20 protein-coding genes and 2 pseudogenes are annotated in these 19,816 nt (G+C 66.8%); 14 read left to right on the top strand and 8 right to left on the bottom strand.

The window, feature by feature from the left end; genetic code table 11:
* The 4 genes and pseudogenes from NK214_RS23190 to NK214_RS23175 all read left to right on the top strand — a co-directional run.
* Positions 1-481, top strand: a pseudogene (locus NK214_RS23190) (hypothetical protein); the annotation flags it as partial.
* Between the two features lie 341 nt (positions 482-822).
* The gene (locus NK214_RS23185) at positions 823-1,083 is read left to right on the top strand and encodes an acyl-CoA-binding protein (protein ID WP_019101840.1); all 261 of its coding nucleotides are present in this window, start codon (positions 823-825) and stop codon (positions 1,081-1,083) included.
* Positions 1,084-1,336: 253 nt separating this feature from the next.
* Positions 1,337-1,807, top strand: a complete 471-nt coding sequence (locus NK214_RS23180) for a molybdopterin-dependent oxidoreductase (protein ID WP_158274250.1) — start codon at positions 1,337-1,339, stop codon at positions 1,805-1,807.
* Entirely contained in the window at positions 1,807-3,609 is a 1,803-nt protein-coding gene (locus NK214_RS23175) for a hybrid sensor histidine kinase/response regulator (protein ID WP_253315629.1), read from the top strand. Before NK214_RS23180 ends, NK214_RS23175 begins: the two co-directional genes overlap by 1 nt.
* A gap of 83 nt (positions 3,610-3,692) precedes the next feature.
* On the opposite strand, the gene NK214_RS23170 is transcribed toward NK214_RS23175, so the two are convergent.
* The 8 genes from NK214_RS23170 to NK214_RS23135 form a co-directional block, all read right to left on the bottom strand.
* Entirely contained in the window at positions 3,693-4,556 is an 864-nt protein-coding gene (locus tag NK214_RS23170; protein WP_158274251.1) for a helix-turn-helix domain-containing protein, read from the bottom strand.
* Between the two features lie 474 nt (positions 4,557-5,030).
* Positions 5,031-7,121, bottom strand: coding sequence for a flagellar biosynthesis protein FlhA (locus NK214_RS23165; RefSeq protein WP_253315628.1), 2,091 nt, complete (start codon positions 7,119-7,121; stop codon positions 5,031-5,033).
* Positions 7,118-8,260: a flagellar type III secretion system protein FlhB gene (gene flhB, locus NK214_RS23160; RefSeq protein WP_107798655.1), complete on the bottom strand. Its 1,143-nt coding sequence runs from the start codon at positions 8,258-8,260 to the stop codon at positions 7,118-7,120. Before flhB ends, NK214_RS23165 begins: the two co-directional genes overlap by 4 nt.
* A complete protein-coding gene (gene fliR, locus NK214_RS23155; protein ID WP_253315627.1) occupies positions 8,253-9,032 on the bottom strand; it encodes a flagellar biosynthetic protein FliR in 780 nt (259 codons plus the stop codon). The genes flhB and fliR overlap by 8 nt, the downstream gene beginning before the upstream one ends.
* Before the next feature lie 2 nt (positions 9,033-9,034).
* Complete coding sequence (gene fliQ, locus NK214_RS23150) at positions 9,035-9,307, bottom strand: flagellar biosynthesis protein FliQ (protein WP_043590304.1); 273 nt, start codon at positions 9,305-9,307, stop codon at positions 9,035-9,037.
* Between the two features lie 25 nt (positions 9,308-9,332).
* Positions 9,333-10,097 carry a flagellar type III secretion system pore protein FliP gene (gene fliP, locus NK214_RS23145; RefSeq protein WP_371926309.1) on the bottom strand — a complete coding sequence of 255 codons (765 nt, stop codon included), beginning with the start codon at positions 10,095-10,097 and terminating at the stop codon, positions 9,333-9,335.
* Entirely contained in the window at positions 10,097-10,459 is a 363-nt protein-coding gene (gene fliN / locus NK214_RS23140) for a flagellar motor switch protein FliN (protein WP_107798657.1), read from the bottom strand. Before fliN ends, fliP begins: the two co-directional genes overlap by 1 nt.
* Before the next feature lie 31 nt (positions 10,460-10,490).
* Positions 10,491-11,357: a FliM/FliN family flagellar motor C-terminal domain-containing protein gene (locus NK214_RS23135; protein ID WP_107798658.1), complete on the bottom strand. Its 867-nt coding sequence runs from the start codon at positions 11,355-11,357 to the stop codon at positions 10,491-10,493.
* A gap of 469 nt (positions 11,358-11,826) precedes the next feature.
* Here NK214_RS23135 and NK214_RS23130 point away from each other — a divergent pair, with 469 nt between their 5' ends.
* The 10 genes and pseudogenes from NK214_RS23130 to NK214_RS23085 all read left to right on the top strand — a co-directional run.
* Entirely contained in the window at positions 11,827-12,168 is a 342-nt protein-coding gene (locus tag NK214_RS23130; RefSeq protein ID WP_107798659.1) for a flagellar hook-basal body complex protein FliE, read from the top strand.
* 18 nt (positions 12,169-12,186) lie between these two features.
* A complete protein-coding gene (fliF, locus tag NK214_RS23125; RefSeq protein ID WP_227104209.1) occupies positions 12,187-13,884 on the top strand; it encodes a flagellar basal-body MS-ring/collar protein FliF in 1,698 nt (565 codons plus the stop codon).
* Complete coding sequence (locus NK214_RS23120; RefSeq protein WP_048415757.1) at positions 13,868-14,920, top strand: flagellar motor switch protein FliG; 1,053 nt, start codon at positions 13,868-13,870, stop codon at positions 14,918-14,920. The genes fliF and NK214_RS23120 overlap by 17 nt, the downstream gene beginning before the upstream one ends.
* Complete coding sequence (gene fliH, locus NK214_RS23115) at positions 14,917-15,624, top strand: flagellar assembly protein FliH (RefSeq protein ID WP_107798661.1); 708 nt, start codon at positions 14,917-14,919, stop codon at positions 15,622-15,624. Before NK214_RS23120 ends, fliH begins: the two co-directional genes overlap by 4 nt.
* Before the next feature lie 3 nt (positions 15,625-15,627).
* Positions 15,628-16,941 carry a flagellar protein export ATPase FliI gene (fliI, locus tag NK214_RS23110; protein WP_107798662.1) on the top strand — a complete coding sequence of 438 codons (1,314 nt, stop codon included), beginning with the start codon at positions 15,628-15,630 and terminating at the stop codon, positions 16,939-16,941.
* On the top strand, positions 16,938-17,372 hold the full coding sequence (fliJ, locus tag NK214_RS23105) for a flagellar export protein FliJ (protein WP_081575891.1): 435 nt from the start codon (positions 16,938-16,940) through the stop codon (positions 17,370-17,372). The genes fliI and fliJ overlap by 4 nt, the downstream gene beginning before the upstream one ends.
* Before the next feature lie 131 nt (positions 17,373-17,503).
* Positions 17,504-18,847 carry a flagellar filament capping protein FliD gene (gene fliD, locus NK214_RS23100; RefSeq protein WP_107798663.1) on the top strand — a complete coding sequence of 448 codons (1,344 nt, stop codon included), beginning with the start codon at positions 17,504-17,506 and terminating at the stop codon, positions 18,845-18,847.
* Between the two features lie 85 nt (positions 18,848-18,932).
* Entirely contained in the window at positions 18,933-19,325 is a 393-nt protein-coding gene (gene fliS / locus NK214_RS23095) for a flagellar export chaperone FliS (RefSeq protein ID WP_048407819.1), read from the top strand.
* Positions 19,312-19,599: an ABC transporter substrate-binding protein gene (locus NK214_RS23090; RefSeq protein ID WP_235087531.1), complete on the top strand. Its 288-nt coding sequence runs from the start codon at positions 19,312-19,314 to the stop codon at positions 19,597-19,599. Before fliS ends, NK214_RS23090 begins: the two co-directional genes overlap by 14 nt.
* Positions 19,596-19,816 (top strand): annotated as a pseudogene (locus NK214_RS23085) (hypothetical protein); the annotation flags it as partial. The gene NK214_RS23090 and the pseudogene NK214_RS23085, both read left to right, overlap by 4 nt.

The raw sequence follows: 19,816 nt of genomic DNA, 5'->3' as shown, positions 1-19,816 counted from the left end.
GGCCATGACCGGGCCCGGGGCGTCGCAAGCCTTGGCGGAGGCGTCGGCGCCGCGGCAGGAGACGCTGCCGGCGTCCGCGTCCGCCCCCGCGCCGGAAGCCTCCGCGCCGGCGGCAAACGGCGAGCAAGCCGCCGCCGCCGATGAGGGGCTGCCGCAGCGGCTGGGCCTGGACCTTTATTATCCGGCCGGACAGCTGGAACGCCTGGCGGAGCCGCTGGAGCCCATCGTGCCGCCGATACTGGCCGATATGCCTGGGGATCCGCCGGTGTTCGAGCTGCGCGTCTATATCAATGAGCAGGGCGGGGTGGACGCGGCGCAATGGGCGGGCGCGGCGCCGGCGGACGGCGACGCGCAGCTGGAGCCGTTCCGGCGCGCGCGCTTCTTGCCTGCGCGCAAAGACGGCATTGCGGTGAAGAGCTATAAACGAATTCTGCTGGAGACGGCGCCGTTGACGGAAACGGCGGCGCCGAGCCGGCCTTAGAAGCGGTTTACGATCTGCCGCGCGTCGCGGGGCGTTGCACGGTGAGCGCCCCTTCGAAAGGCTCATGCGCCGCGTGCGCACTCCGCTTTCTCAGACGTTTTCGCCTTGTCTCGCCTTAGCTCGCGAGATCGCGAACACGTTCTCAAGCCTGTTCAAGGCTCTCCCGGGCCAGGGCGGCCTTGGAGCGGGCCGGTGGAACAAAATTGAGGCCGGACGCCGGGCCGGCGGCTGACCAAGGGCGCGGGTTCGTGGTAAATTCCGCTCTCCGGCGCTGCTTGCCGGAGGCTAACATCTCCAATCAGGGGCGTACGAACGTCCCGGTCTTCAACAAAGGAATTCCCATGTCTGATCTGCAGACTCTGTTCACCCAGGCTCAGGCCGATGTCAAGACCCTGTCCGAGCGTCCGGACAACCAGACCCTGTTGCAGCTGTACGCGCTGTTCAAGCAGGCGACCGAAGGCGACGCCGCCGGCGAGCGCCCGGGCATGATGGACTTCATCAACCGCGCCAAATTCGACGCCTGGGAAAAGCTGAAAGGCAAGGGCAGCGACGAGGCCAAGCAGGAATACGTGGACGTGGTGAAGCGTCTGCTGGAAGAGTAAGCCGGCCGCCAGAACGGGCCGCCCGCGGGCGGCGCCGTTTGCGGCGGCGAAGCGGCACCGGTCCCGAGTGCCGATTTTTTTTAGAAGTTGTTCGCCATCCCGCGGGGCAAGCCCGCGAAACGGGCGCCGCGGCCGAAGCGGCCCGCGGATCGCGAACGGGTTCTCAACTGCCGCCGGCTGTTGCCCAGCAGCGCGCGGCGGTACGGTTTTTCAATCAAGTGAAGCGTTGGCCAAGATGAAGAGAGTCTTTTGCTTGCTGGTTTTCGCCCTGCTGGCGCAAGCGTGCCGGGCCGGCGACGATCCGGTTTTGCTGGTGGTGTCGGGCAAGATCAGCCATTTCACCGATTCGGCGCGCGGCGTGTACGAGTTCCGCGAGAGCGCGCTGATGGCCTTGCCGCAAACTTCGCTGGTCACCGCCACCAGCTGGACGCCCAAGGCCACCTTCAGCGGGCCGCTGGTGCGGGACATTCTGAATAAAGTGGGCGCCTACGGCCACCAGGCCCAGTTCGTGGCGCTCAACGACTATACCTATTCCATTCCGGTCAGCGAGCTGGTCAAGTATCGCGCCATCCTGGCGCGCCGCTTCAATCAGCAGCCGATGAACGTGGCCCGCTACGGGCCTTTGTGGTTGATGTATCCGCTGGAGCAGATGCCGGATTCGGCCAAGGGGCCGGCGCTGGACGCCAAGCTGATCTGGCAGATAGACGGTTTGGTGGTGAACTGATGGACCAGGACAATCAAGCGTCGTCCGATGCCGCGCCGGGCTGGCTCAGCCGCCTGCGGCGGCTGATTTCCGGCTGGGGCGGCTGGCCGGAGGGCCGGCGCATGCTGTGGGTGGGCTTGCTGGTGCTGATCACCGCCGCCGGCGGCATGTATTACAGCATCAGCCAGCTGGGCAAGGTCAATTCCGTGGCCAATAGCAGCGAGGATTTGTATTGGTCGGTGGCGCAGTTCCAGCTGGAAATGGAGCGCGCCAAGTCCGCGCTGGTGGGTTTCCAGGCAGGCCGCATCAAGCAAGACGAGTTGTTGCGGCGGCTGGAAGTGGCCAATAGCCGTTTCCACGTGTTTGCCGAACCGGCGCCGGTGCGGGTGCAGATGTTGCTGCGCCAGGTGAAGGGCTTCGACACCCTGGTGGCGGATTACCAGCAATTGTTCAACGACCCCGCCTTCAGCCACCCGGCGCTGGACTCGGCGCCGGCGCTGCTGGAGCGCATCGATCTGCTGCGGCCGCAACTGATGGCCTTCGCCGTGGAGGCGAGGGTGGCCGAGGTCAAGAGCCGCACCGAGCGGCTGGAGGACCTGGACCGCCAGCGCAGCAATGTGCTGTATCTGCAATCGGTGCTGTGGGGCGTGATCTGCGCGGTCATCCTGCTGTTGTCGCGCTACAGCTCGGTCAAGCGTTTGGCCAGCGCCAAACAGGCCTTGCTGGAGAAGGAACAGTCCGCGCATCAGGCCACGGTGGCGATGGAGCTGGACCGCACCACCTTCCTGGCCACGCTGAGCCACGAGATCCGCTCGCCCTTGCAGTCCATGCAGGTGTGCATCGAGCTGCTGGAGCCGGTGGCGGACGGCCAGAAGACCGCGCGCACCGCCTTGCAGCGTTTGAAAACCAGCGTGTCGCATTTGTCGGCCCAGGTGCACGACATCATGGACATCAGCGCCATCCGCAATATGAAGCTGCGGATGAATCCGCAGCCCATGCCCTTGGCCGAGGTGCTGCAAGCCACCATGGACGTGATGCGGCCGCTGGCCGACGCCAAGGGCCTGGCGCTGAACTACCAGGCCGGGCCGCTGCCGGCCAAGGTGGTGCTGGACGAGGTCAGGCTGCGCCAGGTGGTGGGCAATCTGGTGTCCAACGCCATCCGCTACACCGACAGCGGCGCGGTGACGGTCAGCGTGTCCTGCCTGCGCGCCACCGGCCACCATGAACTGGTGCTGCAGGTGCGCGACACCGGCGTGGGCATTCCGCTGGAGTATCAGCAGCGCATTTTCCAGCCCTTCATCCAGGGCAAGCACCGCCGCGCCGGCAGCTGCGGCCTGGGCCTGTCCATCGTCAAGGAGTTGGTCAATCTGTTCGGCGGCTGCATTGAGCTGGACAGCGCCGAGGGCAAGGGCGCCTGCTTCACCGTGCGCCTGCCGGTGCAGGCGCTGGAGTCGGCCGGTCTGCAGTCGGTGCTGATCGTGGACGACGACGCCGACATCCGCGACACCCTGGCCGAGCTGCTGCAGCGCGACGGCTACCAAGTGGCCACCGCGGAGACGGCGGCGCTGGCCGAGCAGGCGCTGGAGCGGGCCGATTTCGACACCGTGCTGCTGGACATGCATCTGGGCGCGGACAGCGGCTATCAGGTGGCGGAGCGGGCCTGGAGCGGCCGGCGCGCCGAACAGACCGCCGTCGTCGGCATGAGCGCTTATCCGGAGGCGTTTCAGGATCCGCGCGCCCAGCGTTTCGCCGGCATCCTGGCCAAACCCTTCGACGCCGGCCAGCTGCGGCAGATGCTGGACGTGGTGGCCAGACGCGGCTGAACGCGGCGGCGCATGGCCGGACAGAAAAAAGCCCTGGAGATCCAGGGCTTTTTCATGGCGCGCGGCGGCTGGAGCGGGTCTGCTCAGACTTCCAGATCGTGGGCCGCGGTCACCACATTGGTGATCTGCAGCGCCAGGATGGAGCCCGGCGTGGGCTTGCCGATGTAGTAAACGCCCTGGATGCGCAGCGCCTGCTGCAAGGCGGATTCGTATTCCTCGGCGTGGCCGGTCAGTACGATGATGGGCACGGTGGCCGAGCGCTGGCGTATGGTTTCTATCACTTTCATGCAATCGTCGTCGCCCAGCACCCAGTCCAGCACGAAGGCGTCGAACTCCTCGTGCGGCAGCGCGGCCAGCAGCTCGGACGGGGACTCGTAGGGCAGGGCGAACAGGCCCTGGCGCACCAGCACCGCCGCCAGGATGTCGGCGTCCATATCGTCCAGCACCGCCACCAGCAGCCGCTTGTTGTTGGCGCGCTTGGGCGGCTGCACCGCCAGATACGTGACTTCGTGGCCGTTGATGCAGCGGTCGTGGCTGCCCGGATACACATGCCAGCTGTCGCCCTGGCGGCGCGCCAGCAAGAGCGGCGAGATGGAATCGTCCTGGACCACGTCGCCCAGCTGTATCCAGCAATGGGCTTCCTCGGTGTGGTCGGTCAGGTGGAGGATGGCCGGGATCAGGTCGGCGTCCGGCACCCGCACCGGCCGGCGGTTGTCTTGCGACACCAACAGCTCGGAGGTGGGCAGGCCCAGGTATTGCGCCAGCTTCTCCAATTGACCCAACTGCCACTGGCTGCTGCCGTTGAGCTTGCGGTAGGTTTGCGACGCGCTCAGGCCCAGTACTTCCTCGATCAGGCTGACCTGTTGCGACTCCGCCAGGCCGCGCTGTTCCAGATGCGTGCGGATATTGGCGTTGATGATTTCAGTGGTTGGCTTGTTCTGTGTCATTTGCATGTCTTTGGAGTAGGGCGACTATCGGGTCGTTCTGATCCGCAGCTTGCCGCCGGCGCGGGCGGAGGGCTGCTGTCTTTCTTCATTATCGGCGGCGGCGAGCGGAGGGCGGATGGCCTTCCGGGCAGGGGCGGGCACGTCGACGCTGGGGTTTCTACTTAGCCGATATTAGTCAGCTTTTGCAAAATTTGCGAAAAATTTTCGCTGAAAATGCAAAAAAGGTTTTCATTTTAAAATTGGGCATACAGATTGAAACCTGTTCCTTGGTACAGATTCGAGCTGTGTTATGCCTGTGGCCTAGTAAGGCTTGGCCGGTGAATGGCGGCTAGATGTTTGATTTTATTGGGCGGATGGCGGCTTGGGCGGAGGCGGACGGCTTGAGGCGGAGGGTGTTGTAATTTCGCATATCATGCGAAGAGCGTGCGGGCGCGGCGACGCGCGCCCGCGGCGGGCTTGATCGTGGGCGGGCGCTCAGCCCAGGGTGCCGGTCAGGCTGACTTCGCGGGTTTCCGGCACTTCGTTGTAGGACAGCACGTGCAGGCCCGGCGCGAACAAGCGCGCGTAGCGCGCCAGCAGCGGGCGGATCTGCGGCATCACCAGCAGGATGGGCGCGTGGCCCAGCTGTTTCATCTGGTCGCGCACCACCGGCATATTGGCCTGCAGCTGCTGCAGCACGTTGGGGTCGATGGGGAAGCTGTCCAGCTGCGGCTTGCCAGTTTGCTGCGCCTGGCTCAGCGCGCCCAGCAGCAGGTTTTCCAGATCGGCGGACAGATTGAAGGCCTTCATCTCGCCGCGCGGCCCCAGGATGGATTGCACGATCTGGCGTTTCAGCGCGCAGCGCACCTCGGCCGCCAGCATGATGGGGTCCTTGCTGCTTTCGCTGGCGTCCAGCAGGGCGTTGGCGATGGGGCCGATGTCTTTCAGCGACACATTGTCGGTCAGCAGCTGGCGGTAGGCCTTGAGCTGCAAGGGCGCCGGCAGCGCCTGGTTCAGCGCGGAGGCGAGCTTGGGCGCCAGCGCCGACAGCCGCTCGTTGATGGCGGCCACGTCGTCGTGGCGGAACAGCTCGGCCAGATGCTCGCGCATCACCTTGTTCAGATGGGTGGCCACCACGCTGGCGCAGTCCACCACCTGATAGCCTAGGCCCAAGGCCTTGCTCTTGTCGTCGGGCAGGATCCAGGTCACCGGCATCGCGTAGGCCGGGTCCACGCCGGGCATGCCGTCCACTTCGCCGTACAGCTCCGGCGAGGGGATGGCCATCAGGCGGTCGGCGTAGACCTCGCCCTCGGCCACGGTGTTGCCGCTGAGCAGGATGGCGTATTGCGAGGGCTTGAGGCGCAGGTCGTCGCGCAGGTTCACAGGCGGCATCAGCACGCCCATGACCTCGCTCAGGCTCTGGCGCACGCCGCGCACGCGCTTGGCCAGCGGCGCGCCCTGGCTCTTGTCCAGCAGCGACACCAGCTTGTAGCCCAGATTGACGCCCAGGGTGTCGACATAGGGCAGGGCGCCCCATTCCAGTTCGATGTCGGCGTCGCCGGCCAGCGCGCTTTTCGCCAGCGCCGGGTCCGGCTGGTTCGGCAGCACTTGCTGGCGGCGGTGCATCCGCCAGGCGACGAAGCCCAGCAGCAGCGCGAAGCCCAGGAAGGTGGGCCAGGGCATGCCGGGGATGGCGGCCAGCACCAGCATCATGCCGGCGGCGCTCATCAGCACGGTGGGGGAGGCCAGCATCTGCTTGCCCACCTGCTCCTGCATGTCGCCGTCGTCGCTGATGCGGGTGACGATGATGGCGGCGGCCGAGGACAGCAGCAGGGCCGGGATCTGGGCCACCAGGCCGTCGCCTATGGTCATCAGCGCGTACTGGCGGAAGGCGTCGCCGGCGGACAGGCCGTGCATCAGCGCGCCGATGGCCACGCCGCCGAAGAGATTGATGATCAGGATCAGGATGCCGGCGATGGCGTCGCCGCGCACGAACTTGGACGCGCCGTCCATCGCGCCGTAGAAATCGGCCTCGGTGGCGATGTCGCGGCGGCGCTGCTGCGCCTGCTCCTGATTGATCAGGCCGGCGTTGAGGTCGGCGTCGATGGCCATCTGCTTGCCGGGCAGCGCGTCCAGGGTGAAGCGGGCGGACACTTCCGAGATCCGTTCCGCGCCCTTGGTCACCACCATGAAGTTGATGATCATCAGGATGACGAAGACCACCATGCCGACGACGAAGTTGCCGCCTATCACCACCTGGCCGAAGGCCTCGATCACCCGGCCGGCGGCGTGGGTGCCCTCATGGCCGTGCAGCAGCACCACCCGGGTGGACGCCACGTTCAGCGACAGCCTGAGCAGGGTGGTGGCCAGGATGATGGTGGGGAAGGCGGAGAAGTCCAGCGGCCGCTTGGCGGAGACGCTGACCAGGATGACGATGATGGCCAGCACGATGTTGAAGGTGAACAGCATGTCCAGCGCCATCGGCGGCAAGGGCAGCATCACCATGGCCAGTATGGCCAGCAAAAACAGCGGGGCGGCGATCTTGTGGCGGCCGATGTCGGCCAGCAGTCGAGTGAAAGCGTTCATGATGCGGTTCTGGGATCGGCCATGTCGCGCGGGATCGGCAAATCGTCCGGCAGCCGCGGCTGGCTGCGGCGCGATCCGTTGCGGAAGGCCTTGAGTTGCATGACATAGGTCAGGACTTGCGCCACCGCTCGGTACAGCGGCGCGGGGATCTGTTGGTTGACCTGGGTGGTGTGGTAGACGGCGCGCGCCAGCGGCGGCAGCGGCACGATGTCCACCTGATGCTCTTGAGCCACCTGACGGATGTAGAGCGCCATCTCGTCCAGGCCCTTGGCGATGATGAAGGGCGCCTCGGCGCGCTCCTCATCGTATTTCAGCGCCACCGCGTAGTGCTCGGGGTTGACGATGACCACGTCGGCGGTGGGCACCGCCTTGCGCACGCCGCGCTGGGCCATCTGCATCTGGATCTGGCGGATGCGCTGCTTGATCTCCGGCCGGCCCTCGGTGCTCTTGTACTCTTCCTTGATTTCCTGCTTGCTCATCTTCTGCTGCTTCATGAACAGCAGGATTTGCAGCGGCAGGTCGATCAGCGCGAACAGCATGAACACCGCGGTCAGGGTCAGCAGCGCGTTGATCAGCAGCTCGGCGCTGCCGGCGAGAGCGGTGGCGAAGGGCGCGCCTTGCAAGGCGAAGAAGTCTTCCAGCGCGCTCTGGCTCAGCCGGTACAGCACCCAGCCCAGCAACAGAGCCTTGGCGATGGATTTGCCGATCTCGCTGGCGTGCCGCGCCGAGGCGATGCGGCCGAAGTGGGCCAGCGGATTGAAGCGCTCCAGCTTGGGCTGCAGATGGTTGAGGCTGAACACCCAGCCGCCGGGATAGAGCGAAACCACGATCATGCACAGCGGAATCACCGCCAGCGGCAGCACCATCTTGACCAGCAGCAGCAAGGTGCCGGCGAACAGCTTGGACCAGCTGTTGTCCAGCGCGCCGCTGCCGGAGAGCGGGGCGAAGGCCAGCGCGAACAATTCCCGGAATTCGTCCAGCCACTGCGGCATCAGCCAGAAAGCCAGTTTCAGCGCCAACAACAGGCCCAGCGCGGCGGCCAGATCGCGCGAGCGCGGCACCTGGCCTTGCTTGCGCGCCTGCCGCAGCTTGTGCGGCGTGGCCTTTTCGGTTTTGTCGCCGCCGCGCCCCTCAGCCATGGCCGGCCCTCAGCATGCCGTCCAGCAGGCGCAGCATCTGTTCGTTCAGGTTCAGGTATTGCTGGGGGATGAAGCGAGCCACCAGGCCCAGCGTGCCCAGTCCGAACAAGGTGATCAGCGGGAAGCCCAGCGAGAACAGGTTCAGCGACGGCGCCACCCGGTTGATCATGCCGATGCCGGCCTGCACCACGAAGGTGGCGAACACCGCCGGCAGCGCCAGCAGCATGGCGGCGGACAAGACCCAGGCCACGCCGCCGGCCAGCATGGACAGCGAGGCGGCCGGCACGCCGCCGCCCACCGGCCAGGCCTGGAAGCTGGCGTAAACCACCTGGATCAGCAGCAAATGGCCGTCCAGCGAGAAGAAGATCATGGCGCCCAGCAGGTAGAGCAGGCTGGACACCACATCGGAAGAGTTGCCGTTGCCGGGGTCGTTCATCACCGCCATGGACAGCGCCATCTGCGAGGACACCAGGAAGCCGAGCACGGCCAGCACCGCCAGCACCAGCTGAAAGGCGAGGCCGAAGACGAGGCCGATCACCGCCTGCTCGATGCTGGCGGCGACGCCGGCCAGCGAGAACAGGTCCAGCTTGGGCAGCGGCAGGGTGGCCGGCAGCGTGGCGGCGGACAAGGCCAGCGCCAGGCCGATGCGCACCCGCACCGGCACCATGCCCTCGCCGATGAAGGGCGCCACGCTGAAGGCGGCCATCAGCCGGCAGAACGGCCACCAGAAGGCCGGGATCAGGTCCAGCAGCTGGGCGTAGAGGCCGGTCACGGCTATCCGACCAGACCGGCGGCGCGCTGGAACATCGCCACGCAGAAATCCATCAGGAAGCCGGTGATCCAGTGGCCGGCGATGGCGATGGTGAGCAAGGTCACCAGCAGCCGCGGCAGGAAGGACAGCGTCTGCTCGTTGATCTGGGTGGCGGCCTGGATCAGGCTGACGATGACGCCGACGATCAGGCTGGGCAGGATCAGCAACACCACCAGGGTGACGACGACGCGCAGGCTGTCGTTGACGATGTCGACGGCGATGTCGGGAGTCAGCATGGGAAGTCCATTCTCAAGAGCGCGGTCAATAAGCCTGTATCGAGGTGACCAGGGTGTTCACCGTCAGCGACCAGCCGTCCACCAGCACGAACAGCAGCAGCTTGAGCGGCAGCGAAATCACCAGCGGCGACAGCATCATCATGCCCATCGCCATCAGCACGCTGGACACCACCAGGTCTATCACCAGGAAGGGGATGAACAGCATGCAGCCGATCTGGAACGCGGTCTTCAACTCCGACAGCACGAAGGCGGCCAGCTTGACCGCGAAGGCGTGGTCCTGCGGATTGCTGATCTTTTCCTCACCGGACAGCCTGGCGATCTGCGCCAGCGCGGTCTTGCTGGTTTGCGCCAGCATGAAGCGGCTGATCGGCTTCTGCGCGATCTCCAGCGCCTGCTGCATGGTGATCTTGTCCTGATCGAAGGGCTGCAAGGCATGGTTCCACACCTCCAGGCCCACCGGCCGCATCACCAGCAGGGTCAGGATCAGGGACACGCCGGTGACGATGCGGTTGGGCAGGCCCTGCTGCAGGCCCAGCGCCTGGCGCAGCAGGGACAGCACGATGATGAAGCGGGTGAAGCTGGTCATCATCAGCACCAGCACGGGCAAGAGCCCGAGCAAGGTCATCAGGATCAGGATCTGAGTCTTGATGGTGAAATCCACCGGCGTGCCGCCGGCGTTGGCCGACAGCAGCTTCAGCGGCTCGGCCTGACAGGCGGCGGCCAGCGCCCAAAGCCCCGTAGCGATGAGGCCAGGTCGCAGCAGGGGGCGCAACTTCTTCAAGAGTCCCATCAGGCCAGGCTGTCCAGTTCCAGATCGTTCAGCTCCACCACCCGCAGGCCGTAGTTCTCGCCGGCCACCACCACCTCGCCGCGTCCGATCACCGTGCCGTTGACCTTGATGTCCAGCGGTTCGCCGGCCAGCTTGTCCAGCTCCACCACCGAGCCGTTTTCGATATTGACCAGATCGGCCAGCGAGATGTCGGCGCCGCCCACTTCCAGCGTCAGCCGGACCGGGATCTTGCGCAGGAACTGGGTCATGTCGCGTTGCGGCCGGCGCGCCGCGGCGTCGTCCGCCGGCTTGGCGTCCGCGTCGTTCTGGCCGTCCAGGCCGTCCAGCACGCCGCCCAGGTCGAAATCGTCGTTCAAGTCCATGCTAATCCTTGCTTGTTCTGTGTTTGTGGAGTCATTCGCTGGCGACAAAGCCGGTCAGGCACAGCTTGCCGTGCTGCTCGGCCACTTCGGCGTCGAACAGCCGCGAAGCGCCGACCAGCACTTCGCTCCTGGCCTGCAGCGTCACCGGCAGCACGCTGCCGGGGCGCAGGTCCATGATGTCGCCCAGCGCCATTTCGCGATCCAGCAGCCGCGCTTGCAGCCGCACCCGCAGCCGGTCGCGGAAGGTGTCCGCCGGCGCGGCCTGGGCGTCGGCGCTGTCGCGGCGGCCGGACAGGTTTTTCAGCAGCCGTTCGAAGCAGGCGGCGTCCAGTTGCAGGCGCAGCGCGCCGACGGCGTGCTCGCCGTCGCCGATGTCCAGGCGTATCTCCCAGACCCCGGTGCCGGGCGGCACGAAGGGCAGCAGCGCGCAGTCGGCCGGGCCGGGCGGCAGGCCGCCGGCCTGGCGGTCCAGGCGCAAAACGCATTGCAGCAGCCGCGGCAGCAGCCGTTCCGCCAGGCTGCGCGCCAGCCGGCGTTCGGTTTCGGTCTCCGCCGGCGCGGCGGCGTCGGCGTCCGGCTGCGCCGTCGGCGCGCCGAAGCGGTAGTCCAGCAAGCGCAGCAGCAGCGGTCGTTCGATATGGCTGCCCAGCTGGCAGCCGTCCAGCGCGTGCCACAGCCAGCGGCGCTCGTCGGCGGCCGGTTGCGCCTGTTCCAGCGCGCGGATGTGGAAACGCGCGTGGTAGCGGCGGTTCAATTCTTGCTGCAGGAAATCCGCCAGCTCTTCTTGCAGGGCTTTGCCGAAGACGGGCAGCAGATGGAACGGTCGTCCCAGCGTGCGCAGGTCGAGAGCCGGCAATTGGGCGCCGTCATGCTGCGAAATGATTCTGGCTCTTGGCATCTCGATTCTCGGTGAAGGCGTGGGCTTGGCGCCGCCGGCGCGCCCGGCCGGCGCGCGCGGGCGACGGCAGGGGCGCGGCGCTTAAACCGCGGCGTCCTGGTGTTCATCAAGGCCGGCCCGCCCTCTGCGGCGCTGGAGGCGAACTGTACTAGAAGGTACTAAATTCGCGGCTCGCGGACGGAGGCAAACGGCAGGCTAAACCTTATGGAGTGTGCATCTTACTGGCTGCCGCCGTTGGGTAAAGGGGGAAAATTCACGTCAGAGTTTGTGAAAATTCACGGCTGTTGGTTTAAGCATAAAGTTTAAAATCGCCGCTCGTATCCTGGCGTCAGGATGATGGCATGGTTACAAGTCCTCATCTCGGGGCTGCCGCTTCGATACGCTCGCCGCCGCGCGGCGGGCCGCAGACGTGAAACCGGCCTTGATTGGCCACTCAATAATAACGGGCACCGCCCGACAAGGATTTCCGATGGCGACCAACCTGGGTTTGATGATTCATGCCGACCGCAAGCAAATGCTCGGCGAAATGGCCGGGATGGCGCGCGGCGCGCCGATTGCGCCGCCGCAACACAGCGAAGAGCCGGCCTCCGCCGCCAGCTTCTCCGACGCCATGGGCGCCGCCGTCCGCGATGTGGACGCGCAGAACCGCGCCGCCTCCGAAAAAATGGCCGATGTGGACAGCGGCAAGAGCGACGACCTGGTCGGCGCCATGCTGATGAGCCAGGAAGCCAGCCTGTCGTTCTCCATGCTGATGCAAGTGCGCAATAAGGTGGTGGGCGCCGTGGACGACTTGATCAAGATGCAGCTGTAAGCCGCGAGGACCATGCCCGTGTTGAATCGTTTCCGCAGCGGCGTCGCGGCCGTGCAAACCCGTCTGGGCGGCCGTTGGCCCGTTTCCGGACCCTCCCTGCGCCTGGCGCTGCCCATCGTCGCGCTGGCCATCGGCCTCACCGTGATGATCAGCCTGTGGCTGTGGCGCGACGACGCCAGCTACAAGCCGGTGTTCGGCGCCCAGGAAAAAGTGGTGGCCGCCGACATGATGGCGGTGTTGGACGCCGAGAAAATCCCTTATCGCATCCATCCGCAAACCGGCCAGGTGCTGGTGCCGGACAGCCAGCTGGGCCGCGTGCGCATGCAGCTGGCGGCCAAGGGCGTGGTGGCGCAGCTGCCGTCCGGCCTGGAGCTGCTGGACAAGAACGACCCGCTGGGCGTCAGCCAGTTCGTCCAGGATGTGCGCTTCCGCCGCGGCCTGGAAGGCGAGCTGGTGCAAAGCATTCTGGCGCTGGAGCCGGTGTCCGCCGCGCGCGTGCATCTGTCGCTGCCGCGCGCCACGTCTTTTGTCGGCGCCGTCAACGACAAGGGCTCCGCCTCGGTGGTGGTCACCCTCAAGCCCGGCCAGCAACTGAGCAACGAGCAAGTGGCCGCGGTGATCAAGCTGGTGGCCGGCAGCGTGTCCACGCTGTCGCCGTCCCAGGTCACCCTGGTGGACCAGGCCGGCAATCTGCTGTCCTCGCGCGTGGACCTGAGCGACGACGGGGTGTTGGGCGGCAATGAGAGCGACGCCGCGCGCCGCTTCCGCGAGGAAGCGCTGCAAAACGTCCGCGATCTGCTGACCCCGGTGCTGGGCAAGGACAATTTCAAGGTCAGCGTCACCGCCGACGTGGACAACGACCGCGTCGAGGAAACCCGCGAGAAATACGGCGAGGCGCCCAAGGTCACCAACGAGGCCTCGCGCGAGGAAACCTCCACCGAGAAAATGGCGCTGGGCGTGCCCGGCTCGCTGAGCAACCGCCCGGTCAACACCGACGCCTCCGGCCCAGCTTCGGAAAAAGCCGGCAACAGCAAGAACGCCGTCACCCGCCAATACGCCTACGACCGCAGCGTCACCCAGATCAAGAAGGCGCGCGGCACGCTGCGCCGCCTCAGCGTGGCCGTGGTGCTGAACCAGGCCGCCGCGCCGGCCAAGGGCGGCTGGAAGCCGGCCGAACTGGCCAATGTCGACAAGGTGCTGCGCAACGGCCTGGGCATACACGCCGAGCGCGGCGACACCCTGGCGGTGTCCACGCTCAACTTCTCCGCGCTGTCCGAGCCGGAACCGATCTGGATGCAGCAGGACACCTGGTTCGAAGCCGCGCGCTGGGCCGTTTACGCCTTCGGCCTGCTGCTGGCCTACCTGCTGCTGGCGCGTCCGCTGCTGAAGATGCTGCGCCAGCTGACCGATCGTCAGCTGCGCGAATACCAGCAGCCGGAAGCGCTGGAACTGAAACCCGATCCGCTGATGGACGGCGCCGACCTGCGCGCCGCGCGCCAGGCGCAGCTGTCCTCCGCGCCGCAGCCGGCGGCCTTGGCCGCGGCCGGCGCCGGCGCCAGCCCAGTGGTGCCGCTGCTGGAAAATTACGATCTGCCGCCGGCCGGCTCCAGCGTCGACGTCTTGGTCGACCACCTGAAGGGCCTGGCCGCCAAAGAGCCGGAACGCGTCGCCGAAGTCGTCAAACAATGGGTGCAGAAAAATGGACGAAACCAATAACGCCGTAGCGCCGGCCCTGCCGCCGGCCGCCGCCGCGCCCGCCGCCGAAGCGATGAACACCATCGAGCAGGCCGCCGTGCTCTTGCTGTGCATGGGCGAGGAGCCCGCCGCCGCCGTGCTGCGCTGCCTGAGCCGCGAAGAACTGCTGCAAGTGACCCAGGCGATGTCAGGCATGAGCGGCATCAAGGTGGACGCGGTCAAGACCACGATTCAGAAATTCTTCGACGAATACCGCGAGCAGAGCGGGGTGCACGGCGCCAGCCGCGCCTTCCTCAAGCGCTCGCTGGATCTGGCGCTGGGCAGCGACATCGCCAACAGCGTACTGGACACCATTTACGGCGACGCCATCCGTCCCAAGATGGCGCGGCTGCAATGGGTGTCGCCGCAATGGCTGGCGGACCGCATCGCCGGCGAACACGTGCGCATGCAGGCGGTGTTCCTCGCCTTCCTGCCGCCGGCCTTGGCCGGCCAGGTGGTGGACGCGCTGCCGGCGGACAGCCGCGACAGCGTGCTGGTCAACGTGGCCCGGCTCAAGGACGTGGACCGCGAGCTCCTGGAAGAGCTGGAAGAACTGGTCAACCGCTGTCTGGAAAGCCTGCACACCCAGAGCACCGCGGTGGAAGGCATGCAGCAGACCGCCGACATCCTCAACCGCCTGCCGGGCGACCGCCAGCGCATGATGGAACTGCTGCGCGCCCACGATCCGGACATCGTCGAGGAAATCGAAACCCGCATGTACGACTTCTTCATCCTGTCGCGTCAGACCGAGGCCGTGCTGATGCGCATCAGCGAAGACATTCCGCTGGAGCAATGGGCGATCGCGCTCAAGGGCGCGGAGCCGGCGGTGCGCGAGGCCATCGTCCAGACCATGCCGCGCCGTCAGGCGCAAAACTTCGACGCGATGATGCGCCGCTCCGGCCCGGTGCCGCTGAGCCGCGTGGAAGAAGTGCGCGCCGACATCATGGCTCAGGTCAAACAGCTGGCCCAGGCCGGCGAAATCGACCTGCAGCTGTTCCCAGAGGAAGTGGTCGAGTGAAGGCCTGGCGCCCCTTCCGCTTCCCGCCGCTGATCCACAGCGCGCTGGACCTGCCGCTGAACGCGCAGGACTCCGCCCAGATCCAGGCCTCCGCCGCCGACGGCTTCCGTCAGGGCATGGACGCCGGTTACAACGAAGGCCTGGCCAGCGGGGAAGCCGCCGGCCGAGAGGCCGGCTACGCCGCGGGCCTGGAGCAGGGCCGCCAGGAAGGGCAGGCGGCCGCGCGCCGCGAAGCCCTGGCCGAGCTGGCCGACCTGGGCCGGCCGCTGGAGGCCGCGCTGGCCGAACTGCGCCGCGTCAGCGAGGAATACCAGGCGGCGATGCGCGACGAGGTGGTGGAACTGGTGGCCAAGGTGGCGCGCCAGGTGATCCGCTGCGAATTGGCGCTCAAGCCGGTGCAGATCCTGGACCTGGTGGACGAAACCCTGGCCGCGCTGCCGCCGGGCCAATACCAGCAGGACGAGGTGGAAATCCTGCTCAACGCCGAAGAATGCCAGCGCATCCGCGAACTGGCGCCGGAGCGCGCCGCGCGCTGGCGCCTGGTGGCCGACGCGCAGCTGCCGCACGGCGAATGCCGGATCCGCACGCCGGAGTCCGAGGCCGACGCCGGCTGTCAGCAGCGGCTGGAGGCCTGCATCGCCACCGTGCGCGAACAACTGCAACACGACGCCGACGAGCCGGCGGCGGCCGAGGCGGAGGCTTAAGCCATGCTGCGCCAGGCGTTGGGACGGCTGGAACTGCCCGAGGTGCCGGTGGCCACCGTCAGCGGCCGCCTGGTGGGCGCGTCCGGCCTGCTGCTGGAAAGCGTGGGCTGTCCGCTGGAAACCGGCCAGCGCTGCGTGATCGAAACCACCGGCGGCGGCTGGCTGCAAGCCCAGGTGGTGGGCTTCAAGCGCGAAGTCTCCTACCTGATGCCGTTCAAGAAGCCGGTGGGGCTGAGCACCGGCGCGCGGGTGCTGCCCGCCGCCGACGGCGGCGGCCTGATGATAGGCCCGTCCTGGCTGGGCCGCATCGTCAACGGCCTGGGCGAGCCGCTGGACGGCCTGGGCCGTCTTGGCGGCGAACAGCCGCTGGCCGCCCACCCGCCGCAAGTCAATCCCTTGAAAAAACAGCCGGTGTCCGCGCCGCTGGACGTGGGCGTGCGCGCGATCAACAGCCTGCTCACCATAGGCCGCGGCCAGCGCGTCGGTCTGTTCGCCGGTTCCGGCGTCGGCAAAAGCGTGTTGCTGGGCATGATCACCCGCCACACCGAAGCCGACGTGGTGGTGGTGGGGCTGATCGGCGAGCGCGGCCGCGAAGTGCGGGAGTTCGTCGAGCACTCGCTGGGCGAGGCCGGCCTGGCCAAGGCGGTGCTGGTGGTGGCGCCGGCCGACGAATCGCCGCTGATGCGGCTGAAGGCCACCGAACTGACCCACACCATCGCCGCCCATTTCCGCGACCAGGGCCGCAATGTGCTGCTGCTGGTGGATTCGCTGACCCGCTACGCGATGGCTCAGCGCGAAGTGGCGCTGGCGCTGGGCGAACCGCCGGCCACCCGCGGTTATCCGCCGTCGGTGTTCGGTCTCCTGCCCTCGCTGGCGGAGAGCGCGGGCAACGGCGAGGGCGGCGCCGGCAGCATGAGCGCCATCTACACCGTGCTGGCCGAAGGCGACGATCAGCAAGACCCGGTGGTGGACACCGCGCGCGCCATCCTGGACGGCCACATCGTGCTGTCGCGGGAACTGGCCGAGCGCGGCCATTATCCGGCCATCGACATCGGCCGCTCGGTCAGCCGCTGCATGAGCCAGCTGACCGCGGCGGAACACGCGGAGGCGGCGCGCGGCGCGCGCGGCGCCTGGTCCCGTTACCAGGAAGTGCGCAGCCTGATCCCCTTGGGCGGCTATGTCGCCGGCGCCGACGCGGACACCGACCGCGCGGTGCGGCTGATGCCCAGGCTGGAAGCCTTTTTGCGCCAGGGCGCGGCCGAGGCCGCGAGCTATGAAGACAGCCGCAACGGTTTGATGGAGATGATCGCGACATGAGCCAGCCCGAAGACGTGCGCCGCCTGGGCCTGATGGTCCAATTGCGGCAGCAGGACGTGGACCGCTTGCAAAGCGAGGTGGAAGGCAAGCGCCAGCTGCAGGAACGCTACCGCCGCAACATCTTGCGCATGGGCGAGCTCTGCGGCCAGAGCGGCGCCAGCGCCGACGCCGGCCACCCGGCTTTGGCGCGCAACTGCGCGGACTACAAGGGCGCGCTGCTGGGCCTGATGGCCTCGCAGCAGCAGGATCTGCAACTGGCCGAGGCGGACGCCGCGGTCAGCCAGCGCGCGCTGCTGCAAGCCAGCCTGCGCCGCGAAGTGATGGTCCAGGTGCGCGACCAGGCGGCGGAAAGCCTGCTGCGCCTGCGGCTGAAGAAAGAACAGAAGCAAACCGACGAACTGGCCGGGCAAGCCTGGCTGCGCGGAGCGTGATTATTCACGGCGGCTCAAGAAAAGCCGGCCGGCGGTCGCAAGGGATAGTCATTAGCGTCGATCTCAATACCGGCGATCTCATCTCGGCGCGCCGACCGCGCTCCGGCCCGCGTACAGCGAAAGGATTCTAAATGGCTATCGATTTCAGCAAGACCCCGCCCTCGGCGCTGGCCCAGAACGCCGCCAGCCTGTATCTGCAAGACGCCCAGAACCAGCTGGACAATCAGAGCAAGGCGGCGCAGGCGCGCGGCGACGCGCTGAACAAGCTGCAAAAGGCCTTGCAAGACTACCGCAGCGCGCTGAGTGGCATCACCACCAAGAAGAGCCTGGTGGCGATGAGCGCCAGCATCAGCCAGGAAGGCTTCGGCAGCGTCAGCGCCAAGGGCAACGCTCAGCCGGGCAACTACTCGCTGTTCATCGAACAAGTGGCCACCGCCCATCAGCTGTCCTTCGGCAGCCTGTCCGGCGCCAAGGCCCAGGCCGGCGACAAGATCACCATCCGCCAGGGCAGCGACAGCTTTGAAGTGGACCTCAGCAGCGCGGACCGCGACGGCGACGGCAATTTGTCTCCGTCGGAGCTGGCTTTGGCCATCAACCGCGCCAGCGGCAACAGCGGCAAGGTCAACGCCATGGTGTTGAACAACGGCGGCGCCAGCCAGCTGGTGATGTCCTCCGGCAAGACCGGCGAAAGCGGCGTCGTCACGCTGGACCTGAGCCAGGTCAGCGACGCCGGCCTGAAGAGCGGCCTCGCCAGCCCCAAGGAGCTGACCAAGGGGCAGGACGCCATCGTCTGGCTGGGCAATAAAGACACCGGCGTGCAGATGAAGCAGGCGTCCAACACCTTTGACAGCATTGACGGGGTCAACCTGACCATCAGCAAGGCGATGAAGCCGGGCGATACCCCGCTGCAATTGTCGGTGTCGCGCAACGAGGCCGACACCGTCGGCAATGTGCAAGGCTTCGTCGACAGCTACAACAAGCTGGCCAGCGCCATCTCCGATCTGTCCGCTCCGGGCAAGGAAGGCAAGACCGGCGGCCCCTTCGCCAGTGACTCCGGCATCCGCAGCCTGAAAGACGGCATCAACGGCCTGCTGCGTCAGGAATACGACGGCATCACCTTGAACCAGCTGGGCATCAAGGCCAACCGCGACGGCACCCTGAGCCTGGACAGCAAGAAGCTGAACGACACCCTGAAGGACAAGCCGGACGCGCTGGACCGTTTCGTCAACGGCGACAACAAGAACGGCGTGGTCAAGCAAAGCAGCGACTACCTGGACAAATGGCTGAACGGCAGCAGCGGCCTGCTCAAGCTGCGCAAGGATTCCGAATCCCGCATCCAGAAAGATCTGGATAGCCGCCAGCTGCGGCTGAAGACCCAGTACGACCAGAGCTATAAGCGCTACCTGACGCAGTTCACCCAGCTGCAGAAGATGCAGGAAGACATGCAGAAGACTCTGGGCATGCTGTCCTTCTGAATCCAGCCCGGGTTTGCTTGGCCGCACAGAATTCGGCGGGAGGGATTCCCTCCCGCCTATTGAATTAGAACAGGAGCACGACAACGTGGAATACGACGCCTACCGCAGCTATCACGCGGTCAATCTGGAAGCGCAGACCCACGCCGCCTCGCCGGTGCAATTGGTGCTGGTGCTGTTCGACGGCCTGCTGGAAGAAATGGCGCGCGCGCGCGGCCATCTGGAAAACCAGCGCTACGAGCAAAAGGGCGAGAGCATCAGCAAGTGCATCAACATCCTCAACGGCCTGTCCAGCGCGCTGGACTTCGATTCCGGCGGCGAGGTGGTCACCAATCTGGCGCGGCTTTACGACTACTGCGCCTACCGGCTCTACCACGCCAGCGTCAATCTGGACGTGGCGGCGCTGGACGAGGCGGAACAGCTGCTGATCAAGCTCAAGGGCGGCTGGATAGGCGTGCGGGACCAGCATGAAGCCGCCTGATCCGGCCGCGCTGGAAGCCGCCATCCGCCGCGCCTGCGCCGAGCGCGACTGGGAGCGCCTGGCCGCGCTGGACCAACTCTTGGCCGAGCTGCTGCGCACCCAGCCTCAGGCGCTGGACGCCGCCGCGCGCGCCGCTCTGCGCGCCGCCTACCGCGACGCGCTGGAAGTCTGCCGCGCCGACTCCGCGGAACTACAAGACAAAATCGCCGCGCTGAGCCATCAGCGCGACGCGCAAATCGCCTACGCCGAAGTCAGCGACTGGAATCAAGCATGAACGTATCCTTGCCCCCCAATCTTCTCGCCGGCGGCGCGTCAACGCCCGCCGACGCCGCGCCGGCCGATCCCCTGCTGGACCCGAACGCGGCGGCGCCGGCGTCCGGCGGCGACTTCGCCAGCGCCTTGCTGGCCAGCCTGATGGACGGGCAGAACGCCGCGCCGGCGGCGGACGCAGACGCAGACGCCGAGGCCCCCGCGGGCGACGAGGCCAAGGC

The organism is Chromobacterium sp. S0633, from assembly GCF_024158805.1.
In the GTDB taxonomy this organism is placed as follows: domain Bacteria; phylum Pseudomonadota; class Gammaproteobacteria; order Burkholderiales; family Chromobacteriaceae; genus Chromobacterium.
This window is presented reverse-complemented; position numbering and strand designations above follow the sequence as displayed.

Bases quoted from the DNA above. Each gene is read 5' to 3' on its own strand.
- fliD (WP_107798663.1), top strand. From the start codon at position 17,504: ATGGCTATCGATTTCAGCAAGACCCCGCCCTCGGCGCTGGCCCAGAAC.
- NK214_RS23135 (WP_107798658.1), bottom strand. From the start codon at position 11,357: ATGCCAAGAGCCAGAATCATTTCGCAGCATGACGGCGCCCAATTGCCG.
- flhB (WP_107798655.1), bottom strand. From the start codon at position 8,260: ATGGCTGAGGGGCGCGGCGGCGACAAAACCGAAAAGGCCACGCCGCAC.
- fliI (WP_107798662.1), top strand. From the start codon at position 15,628: ATGCTGCGCCAGGCGTTGGGACGGCTGGAACTGCCCGAGGTGCCGGTG.
- NK214_RS23175 (WP_253315629.1), top strand. From the start codon at position 1,807: ATGGACCAGGACAATCAAGCGTCGTCCGATGCCGCGCCGGGCTGGCTC.
- NK214_RS23120 (WP_048415757.1), top strand. From the start codon at position 13,868: ATGGACGAAACCAATAACGCCGTAGCGCCGGCCCTGCCGCCGGCCGCC.
- fliP (WP_371926309.1), bottom strand. From the start codon at position 10,097: ATGGGACTCTTGAAGAAGTTGCGCCCCCTGCTGCGACCTGGCCTCATC.
- fliQ (WP_043590304.1), bottom strand. From the start codon at position 9,307: ATGCTGACTCCCGACATCGCCGTCGACATCGTCAACGACAGCCTGCGC.
- fliN (WP_107798657.1), bottom strand. From the start codon at position 10,459: ATGGACTTGAACGACGATTTCGACCTGGGCGGCGTGCTGGACGGCCTG.
- NK214_RS23170 (WP_158274251.1), bottom strand. From the start codon at position 4,556: ATGACACAGAACAAGCCAACCACTGAAATCATCAACGCCAATATCCGC.
- fliJ (WP_081575891.1), top strand. From the start codon at position 16,938: ATGAGCCAGCCCGAAGACGTGCGCCGCCTGGGCCTGATGGTCCAATTG.
- NK214_RS23130 (WP_107798659.1), top strand. From the start codon at position 11,827: ATGGCGACCAACCTGGGTTTGATGATTCATGCCGACCGCAAGCAAATG.
- NK214_RS23165 (WP_253315628.1), bottom strand. From the start codon at position 7,121: ATGAACGCTTTCACTCGACTGCTGGCCGACATCGGCCGCCACAAGATC.
- NK214_RS23090 (WP_235087531.1), top strand. From the start codon at position 19,312: ATGAAGCCGCCTGATCCGGCCGCGCTGGAAGCCGCCATCCGCCGCGCC.
- NK214_RS23185 (WP_019101840.1), top strand. From the start codon at position 823: ATGTCTGATCTGCAGACTCTGTTCACCCAGGCTCAGGCCGATGTCAAG.